At 73.9% G+C, this 15,911-nt stretch carries 15 protein-coding genes; 7 read left to right on the top strand and 8 right to left on the bottom strand.

What is annotated here, in order from left to right; genetic code table 11:
* The first annotated feature begins 79 nt into the window (after positions 1 to 79).
* Positions 80 to 1,411: a tetratricopeptide repeat protein gene (locus tag FJQ57_RS18280; RefSeq protein ID WP_211349120.1), complete on the top strand. Its 1,332-nt coding sequence runs from the start codon at positions 80 to 82 to the stop codon at positions 1,409 to 1,411.
* A gap of 39 nt (positions 1,412 to 1,450) precedes the next feature.
* Complete coding sequence (locus FJQ57_RS18275; RefSeq protein ID WP_139983112.1) at positions 1,451 to 2,803, top strand: metallophosphoesterase family protein; 1,353 nt, start codon at positions 1,451 to 1,453, stop codon at positions 2,801 to 2,803.
* Positions 2,804 to 2,813: 10 nt separating this feature from the next.
* Here the strand turns inward: FJQ57_RS18275 and FJQ57_RS18270 are convergent, their stop codons facing one another.
* From FJQ57_RS18270 to uvrA, 3 genes are all read right to left on the bottom strand, one after another.
* A complete protein-coding gene (locus tag FJQ57_RS18270) occupies positions 2,814 to 3,227 on the bottom strand; it encodes a Rieske (2Fe-2S) protein (protein ID WP_139983110.1) in 414 nt (137 codons plus the stop codon).
* On the bottom strand, positions 3,224 to 3,721 hold the full coding sequence (locus FJQ57_RS18265) for a Rieske (2Fe-2S) protein (protein WP_139983108.1): 498 nt from the start codon (positions 3,719 to 3,721) through the stop codon (positions 3,224 to 3,226). The genes FJQ57_RS18270 and FJQ57_RS18265 overlap by 4 nt, the downstream gene beginning before the upstream one ends.
* A gap of 127 nt (positions 3,722 to 3,848) precedes the next feature.
* Positions 3,849 to 6,860 (bottom strand): excinuclease ABC subunit UvrA, encoded by a 3,012-nt coding sequence (uvrA, locus tag FJQ57_RS18260; protein WP_139983106.1) that lies wholly within the window; start codon positions 6,858 to 6,860, stop codon positions 3,849 to 3,851.
* 92 nt (positions 6,861 to 6,952) lie between these two features.
* Here uvrA and FJQ57_RS18255 point away from each other — a divergent pair, with 92 nt between their 5' ends.
* Entirely contained in the window at positions 6,953 to 7,654 is a 702-nt protein-coding gene (locus tag FJQ57_RS18255) for a maleylpyruvate isomerase family mycothiol-dependent enzyme (RefSeq protein ID WP_139983104.1), read from the top strand.
* Entirely contained in the window at positions 7,648 to 8,358 is a 711-nt protein-coding gene (locus tag FJQ57_RS18250) for an MBL fold metallo-hydrolase (RefSeq protein WP_246081891.1), read from the top strand. The genes FJQ57_RS18255 and FJQ57_RS18250 overlap by 7 nt, the downstream gene beginning before the upstream one ends.
* Positions 8,359 to 8,386: 28 nt before the next feature.
* Here the strand turns inward: FJQ57_RS18250 and FJQ57_RS18245 are convergent, their stop codons facing one another.
* From FJQ57_RS18245 to FJQ57_RS18235, 3 genes are read right to left on the bottom strand one after another with little or no spacing between them, the layout of a single operon-like run.
* A complete protein-coding gene (locus tag FJQ57_RS18245) occupies positions 8,387 to 9,466 on the bottom strand; it encodes a ferredoxin--NADP reductase (RefSeq protein WP_139983102.1) in 1,080 nt (359 codons plus the stop codon).
* Positions 9,467 to 9,471: 5 nt separating this feature from the next.
* On the bottom strand, positions 9,472 to 9,771 hold the full coding sequence (locus tag FJQ57_RS18240) for a hypothetical protein (RefSeq protein ID WP_139983101.1): 300 nt from the start codon (positions 9,769 to 9,771) through the stop codon (positions 9,472 to 9,474).
* Positions 9,771 to 10,967, bottom strand: a complete 1,197-nt coding sequence (locus FJQ57_RS18235; protein ID WP_139983099.1) for a 3-ketosteroid-9-alpha-monooxygenase, oxygenase component — start codon at positions 10,965 to 10,967, stop codon at positions 9,771 to 9,773. The genes FJQ57_RS18240 and FJQ57_RS18235 overlap by 1 nt, the downstream gene beginning before the upstream one ends.
* 45 nt (positions 10,968 to 11,012) lie before the next feature.
* Between FJQ57_RS18235 and FJQ57_RS18230 the strand changes: the two genes are divergently transcribed.
* Both FJQ57_RS18230 and FJQ57_RS18225 read left to right on the top strand, forming a co-directional pair.
* Positions 11,013 to 12,209 (top strand): acyl-CoA dehydrogenase family protein, encoded by a 1,197-nt coding sequence (locus tag FJQ57_RS18230; RefSeq protein WP_139983097.1) that lies wholly within the window; start codon positions 11,013 to 11,015, stop codon positions 12,207 to 12,209.
* A gap of 11 nt (positions 12,210 to 12,220) precedes the next feature.
* A complete protein-coding gene (locus tag FJQ57_RS18225; RefSeq protein ID WP_139983095.1) occupies positions 12,221 to 13,297 on the top strand; it encodes an acyl-CoA dehydrogenase family protein in 1,077 nt (358 codons plus the stop codon).
* 10 nt (positions 13,298 to 13,307) lie between these two features.
* Here FJQ57_RS18225 and FJQ57_RS18220 read toward each other — a convergent pair whose 3' ends face one another.
* Both FJQ57_RS18220 and FJQ57_RS18215 read right to left on the bottom strand, forming a co-directional pair.
* Positions 13,308 to 14,336, bottom strand: coding sequence for a hypothetical protein (locus tag FJQ57_RS18220; protein WP_139983093.1), 1,029 nt, complete (start codon positions 14,334 to 14,336; stop codon positions 13,308 to 13,310).
* Positions 14,337 to 14,380: 44 nt separating this feature from the next.
* Positions 14,381 to 15,046, bottom strand: coding sequence for an SDR family oxidoreductase (locus FJQ57_RS18215; RefSeq protein WP_139983091.1), 666 nt, complete (start codon positions 15,044 to 15,046; stop codon positions 14,381 to 14,383).
* 34 nt (positions 15,047 to 15,080) lie between these two features.
* Here FJQ57_RS18215 and FJQ57_RS18210 point away from each other — a divergent pair, with 34 nt between their 5' ends.
* A complete protein-coding gene (locus FJQ57_RS18210; RefSeq protein WP_139983089.1) occupies positions 15,081 to 15,908 on the top strand; it encodes an alpha/beta fold hydrolase in 828 nt (275 codons plus the stop codon).
* Positions 15,909 to 15,911: the final 3 nt, after the last annotated feature.

The following is a 15,911-nucleotide window of genomic DNA, read 5'->3' as shown; positions in this document are numbered from 1 at the left end:
GCCACGATACGAGCCACCACGGACAGTCCGGTCGGCGCGGCGTTCGCGCTCCTATTGTCGATGGGTTTACTCTACTTCAATGCTCCCCCGCGACCGCTACGGACTGGCCCTCACCACGGGCCCGGAGGCGGCGGCCGCCTACTGCCGCGGCCTCGACGACCTGCTCTGCCTGCGCTCCGGCTCGGCCGGCGCGTTCGCAGCCTCGATCGTGCTCGACCCGACCTTCGCGCTCGGCCACGCCGCGCTCGCCCTGGTCGGCCACGACCTGTGCGTCGAGGTCGACGTGGTCTCCCGCATGCGCGACGCCGAGCGCTGGGCCGACCGGGGCACCGAGCGCGAGCGCAGCCACGTCGCCGCCGTGCTGGCCCACCTGCGGGGCGACTCCCGCCCGGTCGTCGACCACCTGGCCCGCTTCCCGGTCGACGCGCTGCTGCTCTCGGCGGCGGTGCCGACCATCGCCTTCGCCGGCGTCACCGAGGTGCCCCAGGAGGCGTGGGCCATCGTCGAGGCCGCGGCGCCGGCGTACGGCGACGACTGGTGGTACGCCGGGCTGCTCGCGTTCACCCGGCAGGAGCAGGGCCGCTTCGACGAGGCCCTGGACCTGGCCTGCGCCTCGCTGGCCGAGCAGCCCGACGCCGGGCACTCCGCCCACGCGCGGGCCCACGTGCACTACGAGACCGGCGACCACGCCGCCGGCCTGCGGTGGATGGACGGCTGGGTCACCGGCGAGGGCGCAGCCATGGAGAGCCTCAGCCACTTCTCCTGGCACGCCGCGCTCCACGAGCTGTCGACCGGCGACCTCGGCGCGGTCCGGCGGCGGTACGACGCCCAGCTGCGGCCCGAGCTCGCGACCGGCTGCCGGGCGCTGGTCGACACCGGCTCGCTGCTCCTGCGGTGGGCCCTGACCCCCGGGGCCGAGGACGTGCCCGGGCTCGACCGGGTGGCGGTCGCGGTCGGGCGCGACGTGCTCGTGCGGCCCGCGACGCCGTTCCTCGGGATGCACGCGGCCGCGACCCTCCTCGCCCTCGGCGACGGTCCCGGGCTCGCGTCCCTGGCCACCTGGGCCACCGCGCACGGTCACCCCACCCAGCGCGAGGTCGTCGCCCCGCTGGCCCGGGCCCTCGGGGAGCTGCACCGGGGCCGGGCCTCGACCGCGGCCGACGAGCTCGCCCGGCTGGCCGGCTCGGTCCGCCGGGTGGGCGGCTCGGACGCCCAGCGCGAGCTGGTCGAGGAGATCCGGGTGGCGGCCCTGCTCCGTGCCGACCGGTGGGACGAGGCCCGCGACCTCCTCGACCGTCGCCTGGACCGACGGCCGTCGGCACGCGACGCCGCCTGGCGGGCCCGATGTCGCACCGAGGCGGCCCACGCGGCGGACGCCCTTCTCGAGACGGCGTCGGCCGGTCGCGGCTAGCATCGCCGCGCAGCACCCCCTCGGACGGAAGAACACACGATGTACTCACGGCGCGGAGCCGTCCTGGCCGGCGTGGCGCCGTTCGCCGTGGCCGCCTGCCGGGCCGGGGACGACCCCGCGGTCGTCGAGGACCGCAGCGGCGACCCGGCGGGCCGCCGCGAGGCGCCGTCGGTCACCTTCGTCTCGACCCCTGACCTCTTCAACGGCGACGTGGGCGACCTGAGTTCCACGCCCCGGTGGGACGACGGGGCCAACAGCCTCAACGACTCCTGGCGCCGCGCCGTCGACACCTGCCTCGGCGCGGTCGCCCGGCACCGGCCCCGGGCCGTGCTGGTCGCCGGCGACCTGGTGGAGGGTCGCTGGAACCTCGACCCGACGGGTCGCGAGCTCTTCGGCCCGGTCGGCCAGACCGTCGACCTGGCCACCCTCGCGCAGTGCCGCAGCGCGATCACGGCGGCCGGCGACGTCTACTACGGGCACTACGCCGAGATGTTCCGCAGCCGTGGCCTGCAGCTGCTGCCGGCGCTCGGCGACCACGAGATCCTCGACGACCGCACCCTCGGCGACGTCAACGAGCGGTGGTCACCGGGCGGGGTCGTCCTGCGGGGCAAGGAGGAGGGCCGGCCCGACAACCGCTTCCACCTGGTGCCGCACGCCAAGCGCACGTGGGCCGACCACTTCACCCTCGACGCCGCCGGGCGCCCCCGGTACACCGACCGGCCCCCCGGGGCGGCCGCCGGCACGGCGTACGCCGTCGACCTCGGGCCGATGCTGCGGGTGGTGACGGTCGACGTCTTCCACCTGCACCGCGAAGGGGTCCGTCTCGGCGTCTTCGGCCCCCAGCTGACGTGGCTGCGCCGCACGGTGCGCCAGGCCAAGCGGCAGGGGCGGGTGGTCGTGGTCCAGGGCCACGTGCCGATCATCCGCCCGACCCGCTTCCACGCCACCGGACGTCTCAAGGTCCCCGAGGGCGTGCGCTCGTCGTTCTACCGCGTGATGGACGCCGAGGGCGTCGACCTCTACCTGTGCGGCGAGGTGCACGACGCGACCGCGCAGCAGCCGCACCGCCGCGGGACGGTGCAGGTCAGCCACGGCGCAGTCTTCCGCTACGCGTTCAACTACCTGGTCGGCCAGGTGTACCCCGACCGCACCGTCGCGCTCGACCTCTACGAGATGACGGTGCTCCGAGCCAGCCGGGAGCGGGGCCTGTGGTGCACCGACCCGGAGAAGGCCCAGCGCTCGGTCGTCGAGTACGACCCCGTGCCGCGGCGGCGCGGCCGCCTGGTGCTCCGCGACCGCCGGGTGCTGCAGCGGACCGGCAAGCTGGGGCGCTACGACCAGGGCGACGACCCGTGGGCCTACCGCGGGCGGCTCGCCCCGGAGTGGGTCTGACCCGCCGCGGTCAGGCCACGCGGACCTGACCGTCGCGGACCTCGATCTCGAAGGCCGCAAGGGCGGCGGTGGCCGGGCCCTGGGTGGCCGAGCCGTCCTCGACGGAGAACGTGCTGCCGTGGTTGGGGCACACGATGCCGTCGGCACTGGCCTCGACCGTGGTGCCCTGGTGGGTGCAGGCGGCCGAGAACGCCGTGAACTCTCCCTCCGTGGGCTGGGTGATGACGACGTTGTCGACCACCAGGCCGCCCCCGACCGGGACCTCCGACGTCGAGGCGAGCACCGCGCCCGACTCGGACGCCGCTCCCCCGCCGCCGGAGCCGCTGTCACCGCCACCGCAGCCCGCGAGGGCGGCCGCGACGCCGAGCGCGCCGAGGCCCTGGAACACGATGCGGCGCGAGGTGCGCAGGTCACGGGCGCTCACGAGAGCACCACCTGGTCACCGTCGACGGTGAAGTCGGTCGCGGGCAGGGCGCTGGAAGCCGGGCCCTGGAGGACCTCGCCGGTGGCGATGTCGAAGCGGCTGCCGTGGCAGGGGCAGACGATGGCCCCGTCGGCGACCTCGGAGACCGGGCACCCGGTGTGGGTGCAGGTGGAGCTGAAGACCTTGATCTCGCCCTCCGCGGGCTGGGTGACGACCACCTGGTCGTCGGCCAGCACCACGCCGCCGCCGACCGGGACGTCGGCGGTGGACACGACCCCGGTGGTGCCGCTCGCCGCCGACGACGTCGGGGCGGGCTCCGGGGCGGCCGCAGCCGAGGAGGTCGGGCTCGAGGGGGCGGCCGACGTGGCGGGGTCGGACGCGGTCGTGGTGGCGTCGTCACCGCACGCGGCGAGCACCGGGAGCCCGAGGCCGAGGCCTCCGGCACCGACCAGCGCGCGGCGCCGGGAGAGGGACAGGGGGCGGGACGGGCTCATGCGGGCTCCTGCGGGCGGCGTCGGACAGGGGTCGGGTCGGCGGGACGGGCAGGTCGTTGAAGGTGGAACGAGATGACCGTAGGACGCCCGGGTGAGAGAACGGTGAGAACGGCCCGTCGACGGGCTGTCAGCCCGCCGGCCTCGCCGTCGTACGACGACGCGAGGTGGTCTTCTTGGCGGCGGCCTTCTTGGCCGGCTTCTTGGCGGTCGCCTTGGCTGCGGGGGCCGGGCGGCCGACGGGGGCGTCGGAGGCGGGACGGCGCCGCTTGGGCTGGACGGCCTCCTTGCCCTCGAGCAGCGGCTTGAGGAACTGCCCGGTGTAGCTCCCGGCGTGGTCGGCGACCTGCTCGGGGGTGCCCTCGGCGACCACGGCGCCTCCGCGCGAACCGCCCTCGGGACCCATGTCGACCAGCCAGTCGGCGGTCTTGATGACGTCGAGGTTGTGCTCGATGACGAGCACCGTGTTGCCGGCGTCGACGAGGCGCCCGAGGACGAGGAGCAGCTTGCGGATGTCCTCGAAGTGCAGGCCGGTGGTGGGCTCGTCCAGGACGTAGACCGTGCGACCGGTCGAGCGCTTCTGCAGCTCGGCGGAGAGCTTGACGCGCTGCGCCTCGCCGCCGGACAGCGTGGTCGCGGGCTGGCCGAGGCGGACGTAGCCGAGGCCTACCTCGACGAGCGTCTTCATGTGCCGCGCGATCGCGGGGACGGCGGCGAAGAACTCCACGGCCTCCTCGATCGGCATGTCGAGGACCTCGGCGATGGTCTTGCCCTTGTAGTGCACCTCGAGCGTCTCGCGGTTGTAGCGGGCGCCGTGGCAGACCTCGCACGGGACGTAGACGTCGGGCAGGAAGTTCATCTCGATCTTGATCGTGCCGTCGCCGGCGCACGCCTCGCAGCGGCCGCCCTTGACGTTGAACGAGAACCGGCCCTGGAGGTAGCCGCGCATCTTGGCCTCCGGCGTGGAGGCGAAGAGCTTGCGGATGTGGTCGAAGACGCCGGTGTAGGTGGCCGGGTTGGAGCGCGGGGTGCGCCCGATCGGCGACTGGTCGACGTGGATGACCTTGTCGACGTGCTCGAGGCCGGTGATCTTCTGGTGCCGGCCGGGGACGGCGCGGGCGTGGTAGATCTGCTTGGCCAGCGAGGTGTAGAGGATGTCGTTGACCAGCGTCGACTTGCCGGACCCGGAGACTCCGGTGACGGCGACGAACAGCCCGAGCGGGAACGAGACGTCGACGTTGGTGAGGTTGTGCTCCTTGGCCCCGTGGACCCGCAGCTCGCGGCCGACGGTGCGCGGACGGCGCACCTCGGGCACGGGGATCTCGCGGCGACCCGAGAGGTACTGGCCGGTCATCGAGTCGCGGTGGGCCAGCAGGGCGTCGACCGGACCGGAGTGGACGACCTGGCCGCCGTGCTCGCCGGCGCCCGGCCCGATGTCGACGACCCAGTCGGCGACCTTGATCGTGTCCTCGTCGTGCTCGACCACGATGAGGGTGTTGCCGAGGTCCTTGAGGCGGACCAGCGTCTCGATGAGGCGCTGGTTGTCGCGCTGGTGCAGCCCGATGGACGGCTCGTCGAGGACGTAGAGGACGCCGACCAGGCCGGCGCCGATCTGGGTGGCCAGCCGGATGCGCTGCGCCTCGCCGCCCGAGAGGGACCCCGAGGGACGGTCGAGGGAGAGGTAGTCGAGGCCGACGTCGAGGAGGAAGCGCAGCCGCTCCTGGATCTCCTTGAGCACCCGCTCGCCGATCTGGCGCTCGCGGGCGCTCAGCTCGAGGCCGTCGAGGAAGGCCGCGGTCTCGTTGATCGGCAGCGCGCAGATCTCGGCGATGTTGCGTCCGCCGAGCAGCACGGCCATCGAGACGGGCTTGAGCCGGCTGCCCTTGCAGGTGGGGCAGGGCACCTCGCGCATGTAGCCCTCGAAGCGCTCGCGGCTCGTGTCGGAGTCGGCCTCGCGGTGGCGGCGCTCGATGTAGGGGCGGACGCCCTCGAACTTGGTGTCGTAGGAGCGCTCGCGGCCGTAGCGGTTGCGGGTGACGACGTGGATCTTGCTGGCGTGGCCGTCGAGGATCGAGGTGCGGGCCGCGGCGGTGAGGTCCTCCCACGGCGTGTCGAGGTCGAAGCCGATGGTCTGGCCCAGGGCGCCGAGGAGCTTCTGGAAGTACTCCCCCACGCTGACGTTGTCCCACGGCTGCACCGCTCCCTCGGCCAGGGTGGCCGACGGGTCGGGGATGACCAGCTCGGGGTCGACCTCCATCTTGGTGCCGAGGCCGGTGCAGGCCGGGCAGGCACCGAACGGGGAGTTGAAGGAGAACGAGCGCGGCTCGAGGTCGTCGGTGTCGATCGGGTGGTCGTTGGGGCACGACATCTTCTCGCTGAACTTCAGCTCGCGCTCGGCGTCGCGGGCCTCGCGGTCGACGAAGTCGAAGACGACCAGGCCGCCGGCGAGGTTGAGCGCGGTCTCGACCGAGTCGGTCAGCCGGCGCTTGGAGGACTCCTTGACCGCGAGCCGGTCGACGACGACCTCGATGGTGTGCTTGCGCTGCTTGTCGAGGGCGGGCTGCTTCTGCGCGAGGTCGTCGAGCGTGTGGGTCTCGCCGTCGACCCGGGCCCGGGAGAAGCCCTGGGTCTGGAGCTGGCGGAAGAGCTCGACGTACTCCCCCTTGCGGCCGCGGATGACCGGCGCGAGGACCTGGAAGCGGGCGCCCTCCTCGAGGGAGAGGATGCGGTCGACGATCTGCTGCGGCGTCTGGCGCTCGATCGGGGCGCCGCAGGTCGGGCAGTGCGGGCGGCCGGCGCGGGCGAAGAGCAGGCGGAGGTAGTCGTAGACCTCGGTGATGGTGCCGACGGTCGAGCGCGGGTTCTTGGACGTGGACTTCTGGTCGATCGAGACCGCGGGGCTCAGGCCCTCGATGAAGTCGACGTCGGGCTTGTCCATCTGGCCCAGGAACTGGCGGGCGTAGGCCGAGAGCGACTCGACGTAGCGGCGCTGGCCCTCGGCGAAGATCGTGTCGAACGCCAGCGACGACTTGCCGGACCCGGACAGGCCGGTGAAGACGATGAGCGCGTCGCGGGGCAGGTCGAGCGAGACGTCCTTGAGGTTGTGCTCGCGAGCGCCGCGGATGATGAGCTGGTCGGCCACCTGGCCAGGGTAGGTGCCGCCACCGACAACCCTGGTCTCGACGGCCACCCCGAGGGGTTGGGCCACCCCCGCGGGCGGTCCAGGATGGTGACGTGGACCTCACCGGCGCCCTCGAGACCGCCACCGGGCGGCTCCTCACCACCGTCGACGGCCTCGACGACGCCGCCTGGGCGGGACCGTCGCTGCTGCCCGGGTGGTCGCGCGCCCACGTCGTCGCGCACCTCGCGCTCAACGCCGAGGCGCTGGCCGCCGTCGTCGCCGGGGCGGCCGCGGGCGAGGCGGTGCCGATGTACCCCAGCCAGGAGGCACGCGACGGCGACGTCGCGGCGCTGGCCGGCGAGGGCGGACCCGCCGCGGCGGTCCGGCTGCGGGCCGGCGGCGCCGCGCTCGAGGCGTCCTTCGCCGTCGTGGCCGGCCTCCCGGTGCGCGACCGGGCGGCGGTGGAGGCCCGGACGGCCGAGCGCACGCCGGGCAGCGACCGCACCTTCGCGGTGGGCGAGGTCGCCCGGATGCGACTGGGCGAGGTCGAGGTGCACCACGCCGACCTCGACGCCGGCTACGCCGCCGCGGACTGGCCGCTCCCCTTCGCCCTCGACCTGGTGCACCGGCTCGCCCCGCGGGTGCGGGCCACGCTGCGGGCGACCGACGACCCGGCCGGGACGACCTGGCAGGGTGGGCCGGGAGCGCCCACCGTCACCGGGACGGCCGCCTCCCTCGGGTGGTGGCTCTCGGGCCGCGGCACGGGCGAGGGACTGACGAGCGACGGCGAGCTGCCGGGGATCGAGGCGTGGTGACCACAGCGGCGGGCACGGGCGGGGACGACGGCGGGTACACCGGGGACGTGGCGGTCGGCGGCGAGCCCGACGTGCGGGAGCTGACGCACCTGACCATCACCAAGGTGGCGGTCGACCCGCAGATGCACAACAACTGCTACCTGCTGCGCTGCCGGGAGACCGGCGACCAGGTGCTCGTCGACGCCGCCGCCGAGCCCGCGACGCTGCTCCCGATGGTGGCCCGCGGCCTCAAGACGGTCGTGACCACCCACCAGCACTGGGACCACCACCGAGCGCTGGCCGAGGTCGTCGGCGCCACCCAGGCCGCCGTGGTCGCGGGCGAGCCCGACGCCGACGCCATCACCGAGCAGACGGGGGTCGAGGTGACCCGCCGGGTCACCGCCGGCGACACGATCGCCGTCGGCTCCACCTCGCTCGAGGTCATCCCGGTCGCCGGCCACACGCCCGGCTCCATCGTGCTGCTGTACGACGACCCCGACGGCCACCCGCACCTGTTCACCGGCGACTGCCTGTTCCCGGGCGGCGTCGGCGGCACCTTCGGCGACGACAAGGAGGCGCTGTTCCGCCAGCTCCTCGACGAGGTCGAGACCAAGGTGTTCGAGCGCCTGCCGGACACCACCTGGTTCTACCCCGGCCACGGCGGCGACTCGACCCTGGGCGCCGAGCGGCCGCACGTGCCGGAGTGGCGCGAGCGCGGCTGGTGAGTCGCGGCGGGCCGGACGACCCCTCGACTCAGGAGTAGCTGCCCCGCACGACGTCGGTGACCGGGGTCGACTGGCAGCCCAGCCGGATGCCGTCGGCGAGGTCCTCGTCGTCGAGCACGTCGTTGTGGGCCATCCTGACCTCGCCCTCGACGAGCCGGATCGCGCAGGCGGAGCACTCGCCGGCGCGGCAGGACCAGGGCGCCTTGACGCCCTTGGCCTCGAGGAAGTCGAGCATCCGGGTGCGCGGGTCCCAGTCGTCGAAGGCGTGCGTCTTCCCGTCGAGCTCGACCTCGAGCCGCACCGGCCCGGCGACGACGGGCTCGTCGTCGGCGACCTCGACCTGGTCGTCGACCTGCTCGCCGGGCGACGTCAGGCCGGGGACGTCGCCGAACGGGTTGCCGCCGAGCGAGACGAACTTCTCCTGGTGCCGCCGCTCGCGCGGGAAGCCGAGATCCTTGAGCGCCGCGACCGCGAGCTTCATGAAGGGCGCCGGCCCGCACACGAACGCGTCGTACGACGCCCGGTCGGCCGCGAAGGCCCGCAGCTGCTCCTGGGTGGGCAGCCCCTGCACCGACTCCAGCCAGTGCACGACCTGCAGGCGCTCGGGGTGCTCCGCGGCGAGCCGGGCGAGCTCGGCGGCGAAGATGACCGACCGCTCGTCGCGGTTGGCGTAGAGCACGACCACGCGCCCGGTGCCGCGGGCGAGCGCGGTGCGGAGGATGGACATGACCGGCGTGACGCCGCTGCCGCCGGCCAGGAGCAGCAGGTCGGCGTCGAGGGAGGCCGGGGTGAAGATGCCCGAGGGCGGCAGGACCCGCACGCGCGACCCGGGCCGGACCTGGTCGCACATCCAGTTGGAGGCGTAGCCGTCGGCGGTGCGCTTGACCGTGATGGTGAGCGTGCCGGACTCGTCGGTCGGGCTGCTGCACAGGGAGTAGCAGCGGGCGGCCAGGCCGTCGCGGTCGCTCGGCACGGCCACGGTGAGGAACTGGCCGGGCTTGTAGGAGAACTCCGCCTCGGCGCCCGCGGGCACCCGGAAGGTGATCGAGTGGGCGTCAGCCGTCTCCTCGACGACGTCGACGACCTCGAGCTCGTGGGACTGCGTCACGGCGCTCAGTATCCGTCCTCGGCGCCGATGGGGATGCGGCCCTCCCGGGCCGCGGACTCGATGCTCGTGGCCAGCCGCGGGCAGGCGGGGTGGACGGCCCGGCCGTCGGAGCCGTCGCGGCGCGCCATCTCCGGGCACTGGGCCCGCGCCTCGGCGCTCCACTGCACCGAGGTGTGGTGGTCGCTGTTCTTCTTCACGCCCACGCGGGCCAGGCAGTCGAGGCACGCGACCTGCACCAGCCGGGCCGTGGTGTAGAGCCGCTGGTCCTCGAGGGTGTCCGGGCTGGTCGGGACGAACGAGGCCATCAGGTGCCCGACATCAGCGCGCTGTCGGCGCCCTCGTCGGCGGCCTCGTCGGCGGCCTCGGCGGCGGCGTCCTGCTGTGCCTCCTCCTGGGCCTTGACCCGGAGGTTCTCGGCGACCTCGTCCTGCCAGAACTCGTTGGCCTTGGTCGTGTCGACCTCGAACTCGAACCGGTCGACCATCTCCGGCTGCACGTCGGCGACGTCGACGTAGAACTGCTCGTACCAGCGGCGCAGCTGGTAGACGGGGCCGTCCTCCTCGCACAGGAGCGGGTTCTGCACCGGCACCTTGTTCTTCCAGATGTGCACGTCCTGCAGGAAGCCGGAGCCGAACATCTCGGCGTACTTGCCGGCGATGAAGTCGGCGGTCGCGTCGTCCATGCCCTCGGGCTTCTTGACCGTGATGCCGTACTGCAGCAGGAACGAGTCCGGCCCGGTCGGGACGTGGCAGTTGATGAGGACGACCTCGGTGGTGAAGCCCTTGTAGTCGGTGTCGAGCCAGTTGACCATGTACGACGGCCCGAAGTAGGTCGCCTCGGACTTCAGGAACAGCTCGGCGTCGCCGTACCCCTCGGTCTTGTCGGGTCGGCCCTTGGACTCCATGAACTGGGTGGCGACGTGGCCCTCGAAGACGTTGCGGAAGCTCGTCGGGAACGCGAAGTGCACGTAGTAGAAGTGCGCCATGTCGACGACGTTGTCGATGAGCTCGCGGCAGTGGGAGCCCTCGATGTGCTCGGAGTGCCAGACCCAGCTCGTGTACTCGCCCTCGGCCAGGCCGGGCAGCTGGGGCGGCAGGACCGAGCGGTCGGCGGGCGAGCCCTCGGAGTCGTGCCACACGAGCAGCTGGTCGTTGACGACCGCGGTCTCGTAGCGCTGGGTGCGGGCGCGCAGCGGCACCCGGCGGGCGTAGGGGATCTGATTGCAGCGGCCGTCGCCGCCCCAGCGCCAGTCGTGGAAGGGGCAGGCGATCTCGTCGCCCTTGACCGTGCCCTGGGTCAGGTCGCCGCCCATGTGGCGGCAGTAGCCGTCGAGCACCTGCAGCTCGCCCCGGGTGTCGGCCCACACGACCATCTGGCCGCCGAAGCCCGGGACGCGGTGGGGCTTGCCGTCGCGGAAGGACTCGGCGAGGCCGAGGCAGTGCCAGCCGCGCGCGTAGCGCTCCGGCGCGGTGCCCTGGTCGAGGGTGCGCACGCTGCTCATGGGGCGAGGCTAGCCCAAAACGAGAACACGTTCTAGTCTGGCGCCATGCACCTCGCCCTCTCCCCCGAGCACCACGCCCTGCGGGCCGAGCTGGCCGACTACTTCGGTCGCCTGGTCACCCCCGAGGTCCGCGCCGGGCTGTCCTCGGCGACCGGTGAGTTCGGGGAGGCGGGGGTCTACAAGGACGTCATCCGCCAGGTCGGCCGCGACGGGTGGCTGGGCATCGGCTGGCCCACCGAGTACGGCGGGCAGGCGCGCTCGATGGTCGAGCAGCTGATCTTCACCGACGCGGCCGCGGTGGCCGGCGTCCCGATCCCCTACCTGACGCTCAACACCGTCGGCCCGACGATCATGCGCTACGGGACCCAGGAGCAGAAGGACTACTTCCTGCCCAAGATCCTGGCCGGCGACCTGCACTTCTCGATCGGCTACTCCGAGCCCGGCTCGGGCACTGACCTGGCCTCGCTGCAGACCAGGGCGGTCCTCGAGGGCGACGAGTGGGTCATCAACGGCCAGAAGATGTGGACCTCCCTCATCCAGTACGCCGACTGGATCTGGCTGGCCTGCCGCACCGGTCACGAGCCCGAGCAGCGCAAGCACCGGGGCCTGTCGATGATCCTGGTGCCGGCCGACGCCCCCGGCGTGTCCTGGACCCCGGTGCACACGGTGGCCGGTGTCGGCACGAGCGCCACCTACTACTCCGACGTGCGGGTGCCGGCGGCCAACGTGGTCGGCGAGGTCGACGGCGGCTGGCCGCTGATGACCAACCAGCTCAACCACGAGCGGGTCTCGCTCACCTCCGCCGCGCCGACCGTCCACTCCCTTCAGCTCGTGCGCGAGTGGGCCCAGCAGACCAAGAACCCCGACGGCCAGCGGGTCATCGACACCGAGTGGGTGCAGGTCGCGCTCGGCCGGGCCCACGCCCGGGTCGAGGCGCTGAGCCTGCTCAACTGGAAGCTGGCCGCCGACGCCGACGCGGGCGTCGACCTCTCCCCCGCCGAGGCCTCGGCCATCAAGATCTACGGCTCGGAGCTCAACACCGAGGTCTACCGCACGCTCCAGGAGGTGGTGGGCCCGATGTCGACGCTCACCGCCGACTCCTCCGGCGCGGCGCTGGCCGGGCGACTGGAGCGGATGTTCCGCTCCTCGTTGGTGATGACCTTCGGCGGCGGCACCAACGAGATCCAGCGCGACATCATCGGCTACGTGGGCCTCGGCCTGCCCCTCGAGAAGCGAGCCTGAGGACCACCACGATGGACTTCACCTTCACCGCCGAGCAGGACGAGGCCGCGGCGCTGGCTGCGGAGATCCTCCGCGACCGCTGCACGCTGGAGCGCCAGAAGGCCGTCGAGGCCACCGGCTCCCGCCACGACGCCGAGCTGTGGGGCGAGCTCGCCGACAGCGGGCTGCTCTCGCTCCACCTCCCGGAGGCCCACGGCGGCGCCGGGCTCGGCCTGGTCGAGCTGACCCGGGTGCTCGTCGAGGTCGGCCGGGTGCTCGCGCCCGTCCCGCTGGCCGTCCACGGCCCGGCCACGCTGCTGCTGGCCGAGCTGGGCTCCGACGAGCAGCGCTCGCGCTGGCTCGACGGCCGCACCGTGGTCTCCGCGGCCGTCGCGGAGGAGCGCTCCCACCTGCCCGCCCGGCCGGCGGTCGTCGCCCGCGACGGGCGGCTGACCGGGGCCAAGGTGCTGGTGCGCGCCGGCGCCGTCGCGGGGGCCCACCTGGTCACCGCCACCGACGACGACGGGTCCCCCGCCGTGTTCCTGCTCGACGGGTCCGCCGACGGGGTCACCCGCACCGAGGGCCACAGCAGCGACCGCGACCGGGTGGTCCGCCTCGACCTCGAGGCGGCGCCGGCGGCGCGCCTCGGCGGACCCGAGGCCGCGGGCCGGCTGGCCCAGCTGCTCGTGGTGGCCGCGGCCGCCGAGCAGCTCGGGGTCACCGAGGGCGCGCTGCGGCTCACGGCGTCGTACGCCTCGGAGCGGGAGCAGTTCGGGCGACCGATCGGCACCTTCCAGGCCGTGCGGCAGCGGTTGGCCGACGGGTTCATCGACGTCCTGGCCCAGCAGCTGACGCTGTGGCAGGCCGTGTGGCGCCTGGCCGAGGGCCTGCCCGCCGAGGTCGAGGTGGCCACGGCCAAGCTGTGGGCCGCCGACGCGGGCCACCGGCTCGCCCACACCGCCGTGCACGTGCACGGCGGCGTCGGCATCGACCTCGACGGCGAGGCGCACCGCTACTTCACCACCGCCAAGCGCTTCGAGATGCTGTACGGCGGCGCGACCGAGCAGGCCCTCGCCGTGGGCCGCGCGCTGGCCACCGAGCCCGCCTGAGGCGTGCGCGTCAGTCGACGTCGAGCAGCGTCTCGACGTCGACCTCGGGCGCGTTGCGCAGCGCCGGGGCCAGCTCCTGCAGCTCGGCGAGGGTGAGCTCGTCGTCGCCGAACCCGGGCTCGACGACCAGCATCGCGTCGCCGTGGTCGACCGCGACCTGCGGGCGGAAGCCGTCGTCGAGGGCGGCCACGCCGTCGCTCTCGGTGCAGGGCTCGTCGGGCAGCACGGTCAGCTCCTCGCACAACGAGCCCGCGGGCAGGTCGCGGATCGTCACGTAGGCAGCGGGCGGCTCGTAGCCCTCGACCCCGGTGCGGGCGTAGGAGATCTGGATCTGCGGCTGCAGGCCGGCGGTCGCCTGCAGCGCCCGGTCAGAGCTGACGTAGGTCGGCTCGAGCCCGTCGAGGTCGGGCAGCAGGTACGGCTGGCCCGACGCCTCGAGGTCCGCTCGCAGGGCCCGGTCGTCGGCGCGCTCGTCGACGACGGCGGCCAGGACGCCCGACCCGATCGGGACGGCCAGCACCAGCACGAGCAGCGCGACCGGGAGTGGCCACGGCACACCTCGACCGACGTGCAGGAGCAGGACGGCGATGGTGGCGCCCAGGGCCGTCGCGGCCAGCAGGCCCAGAGCGTTTGCCCCGACCGCGGCCTCGTCAGTGCGTCCTGCGTCGAGCCCGAGCACGAGGAACAGGGACGTGACCGCCCAGGACAGCTGCGCCACGCCGGCGAGCACCGTCGCGATCGGGCCGACGAGACCGGCACGGTCGACGCCGAGCACCCGCAGCAACGCCCACGCCGCCCCGGCGTACAGCACGGCGCCGAGGAGGCAGACCACCACACCCACGACGACGTCGACGCGGAACGCCAACCACGGGAGGGCCGCCATCGGGAGCATGACCGGGACGGTGCGCCCGAGGGTGCCCGCGACGCCCAGGCCGGTCGAGCCGGGCGAGCCGGTCGAGCCGGGCGGGGCGCCGTACGGCGGCGGGGGCGGTGGGAAGCCCAGACGGCCGGCGACGGTGGGGTCGGAGTGCATCGACACGCGGACAGCGTTCCGCGGGTGCCGCGGCGGGAAACGCCGGTGGCTCAGCCGGCGTACGGGACCTCGGTCGTCCAGTCGGCCTCGTCGCGACGCAGGGCCGCGTGCAGGGCGGCGGCGACGCGGTCGGGCGTGAAGGCGCCCTCCGGGGCCAGGGTGCCGCGGACCGTCACCGAGACCGCGCGGATGCCGTCGTCGCGCAGCGTGGCGTCGAGGCTGTGCACGAGGTTGCGGACACCGGCCTTCTGGACGCCCAGCGAGGCGGCGCGGTGCCACGGCTCGTCGGCGGCCATGCTGCCGGTCACCGTCACCCGGCTGCCGGCACGCAGGTGGGGGCGGGCGGCCTGGACCACGGTCAGCAGCGCGCCGACCCCGAGGGCGACGTCCTTCAGCAGCTCGGGCACGGTGAGCTCGAGCGGGTCCTCCTCGCGGAACGCGCTGGGGTTGAAGTGCAGCACGTCGACCGGACCGCCGAGCTCGTCGGCGAGGTGGCGCACGGCGGTGGTCGCGGCGTCGACGTCGGTGAGGTCGGCGTACGCCGTCGCGACGGCCGCGCCGGTGCCGCGCAGCTCGGTGGCGAGCGCCTCGACCTGCTCGTGGTCGACCCCGAGCAGGCCGACGGGGTGGCCGTCGGCGGCGAGCAGGCGAGCGAGGGAGCCGCTGACCCCGGGGCCGGCTCCGGCGACGAGGGCGCTGCCGGTCGGTGTGCTCACGCGCCGACCGTAGCGGCCCGCTAGCGTCGCCCGGGTGAACCCGGTGGAGCTGCACACGACCGAGGTCGGGACGACCGGTGAGCGGGTGGTCCTGCTGCACGGCCTGTTCGGGCAGGGACGCAACTTCACCCAGGTCGCCAAGGCCCTCGAGCCCGGGCTGCGGTCGCTGCTGGTCGACCTGCCCAACCACGGCCGCTCGGCCTGGACCGGGTCGGTGGACTACGTCGAGGTCGCCGACGCCGTGGCCGAGGTGCTGCGCGCGGGTTGGTGCGCCGACGGACCGACCCACCTGGTGGGCCACTCCATGGGCGGCAAGGTCGCCATGGTGCTGGCGCTGCGCCACCCCGACCTCGTGCGTCGCCTCGTGGTCGTCGACATCTCCCCCGCCCCCAGCGAGGGCGAGGGCGAGTTCGTGCACCTGCTCGACAGCCTCGCCGGCCTCGACCTCGGCCTCGTCGAGCGGCGCGCCGACGCCGACCGGCTGCTCACCGACCCGATCCCCGACGACCGCGTGCGCGGGTTCCTCCTGCAGAACCTGCGTTCCAGGCCCTCCGCCGAGGGCGGCGGCTGGCGCTGGCAGGCCGACCTCGCCCTCCTGCGCCGCGAGCTGCCCCGCATCGCCGGCTGGCCCGGCCAGGACGTCGGTGACCTGACCTTCGACCACCCGGTGCTGTGGATGGCGGGCGAGCGGTCGCCGTACGTGCGCGAGGAGCACGGGCCGGCCATGCGTCGGCTCTTCCCGCGGACCACGCAGGTGACGATCAAGGGCGCCGGGCACTGGGTGCACTCCGAGCAGCCCGAGGCCTTCGTCTCCGCGCTGCGGGTCTTCCTGGGCGCTGCGGGCGACCGGGCGACAGACTGAGTC

The organism is Nocardioides litoris, from assembly GCF_006346315.1.
In the GTDB taxonomy this organism is placed as follows: Bacteria; Actinomycetota; Actinomycetes; order Propionibacteriales; family Nocardioidaceae; genus Nocardioides; species Nocardioides litoris.
Note: the sequence above shows the minus strand (reverse complement) of the source record. Positions and strands in the feature narration are given on the sequence as shown.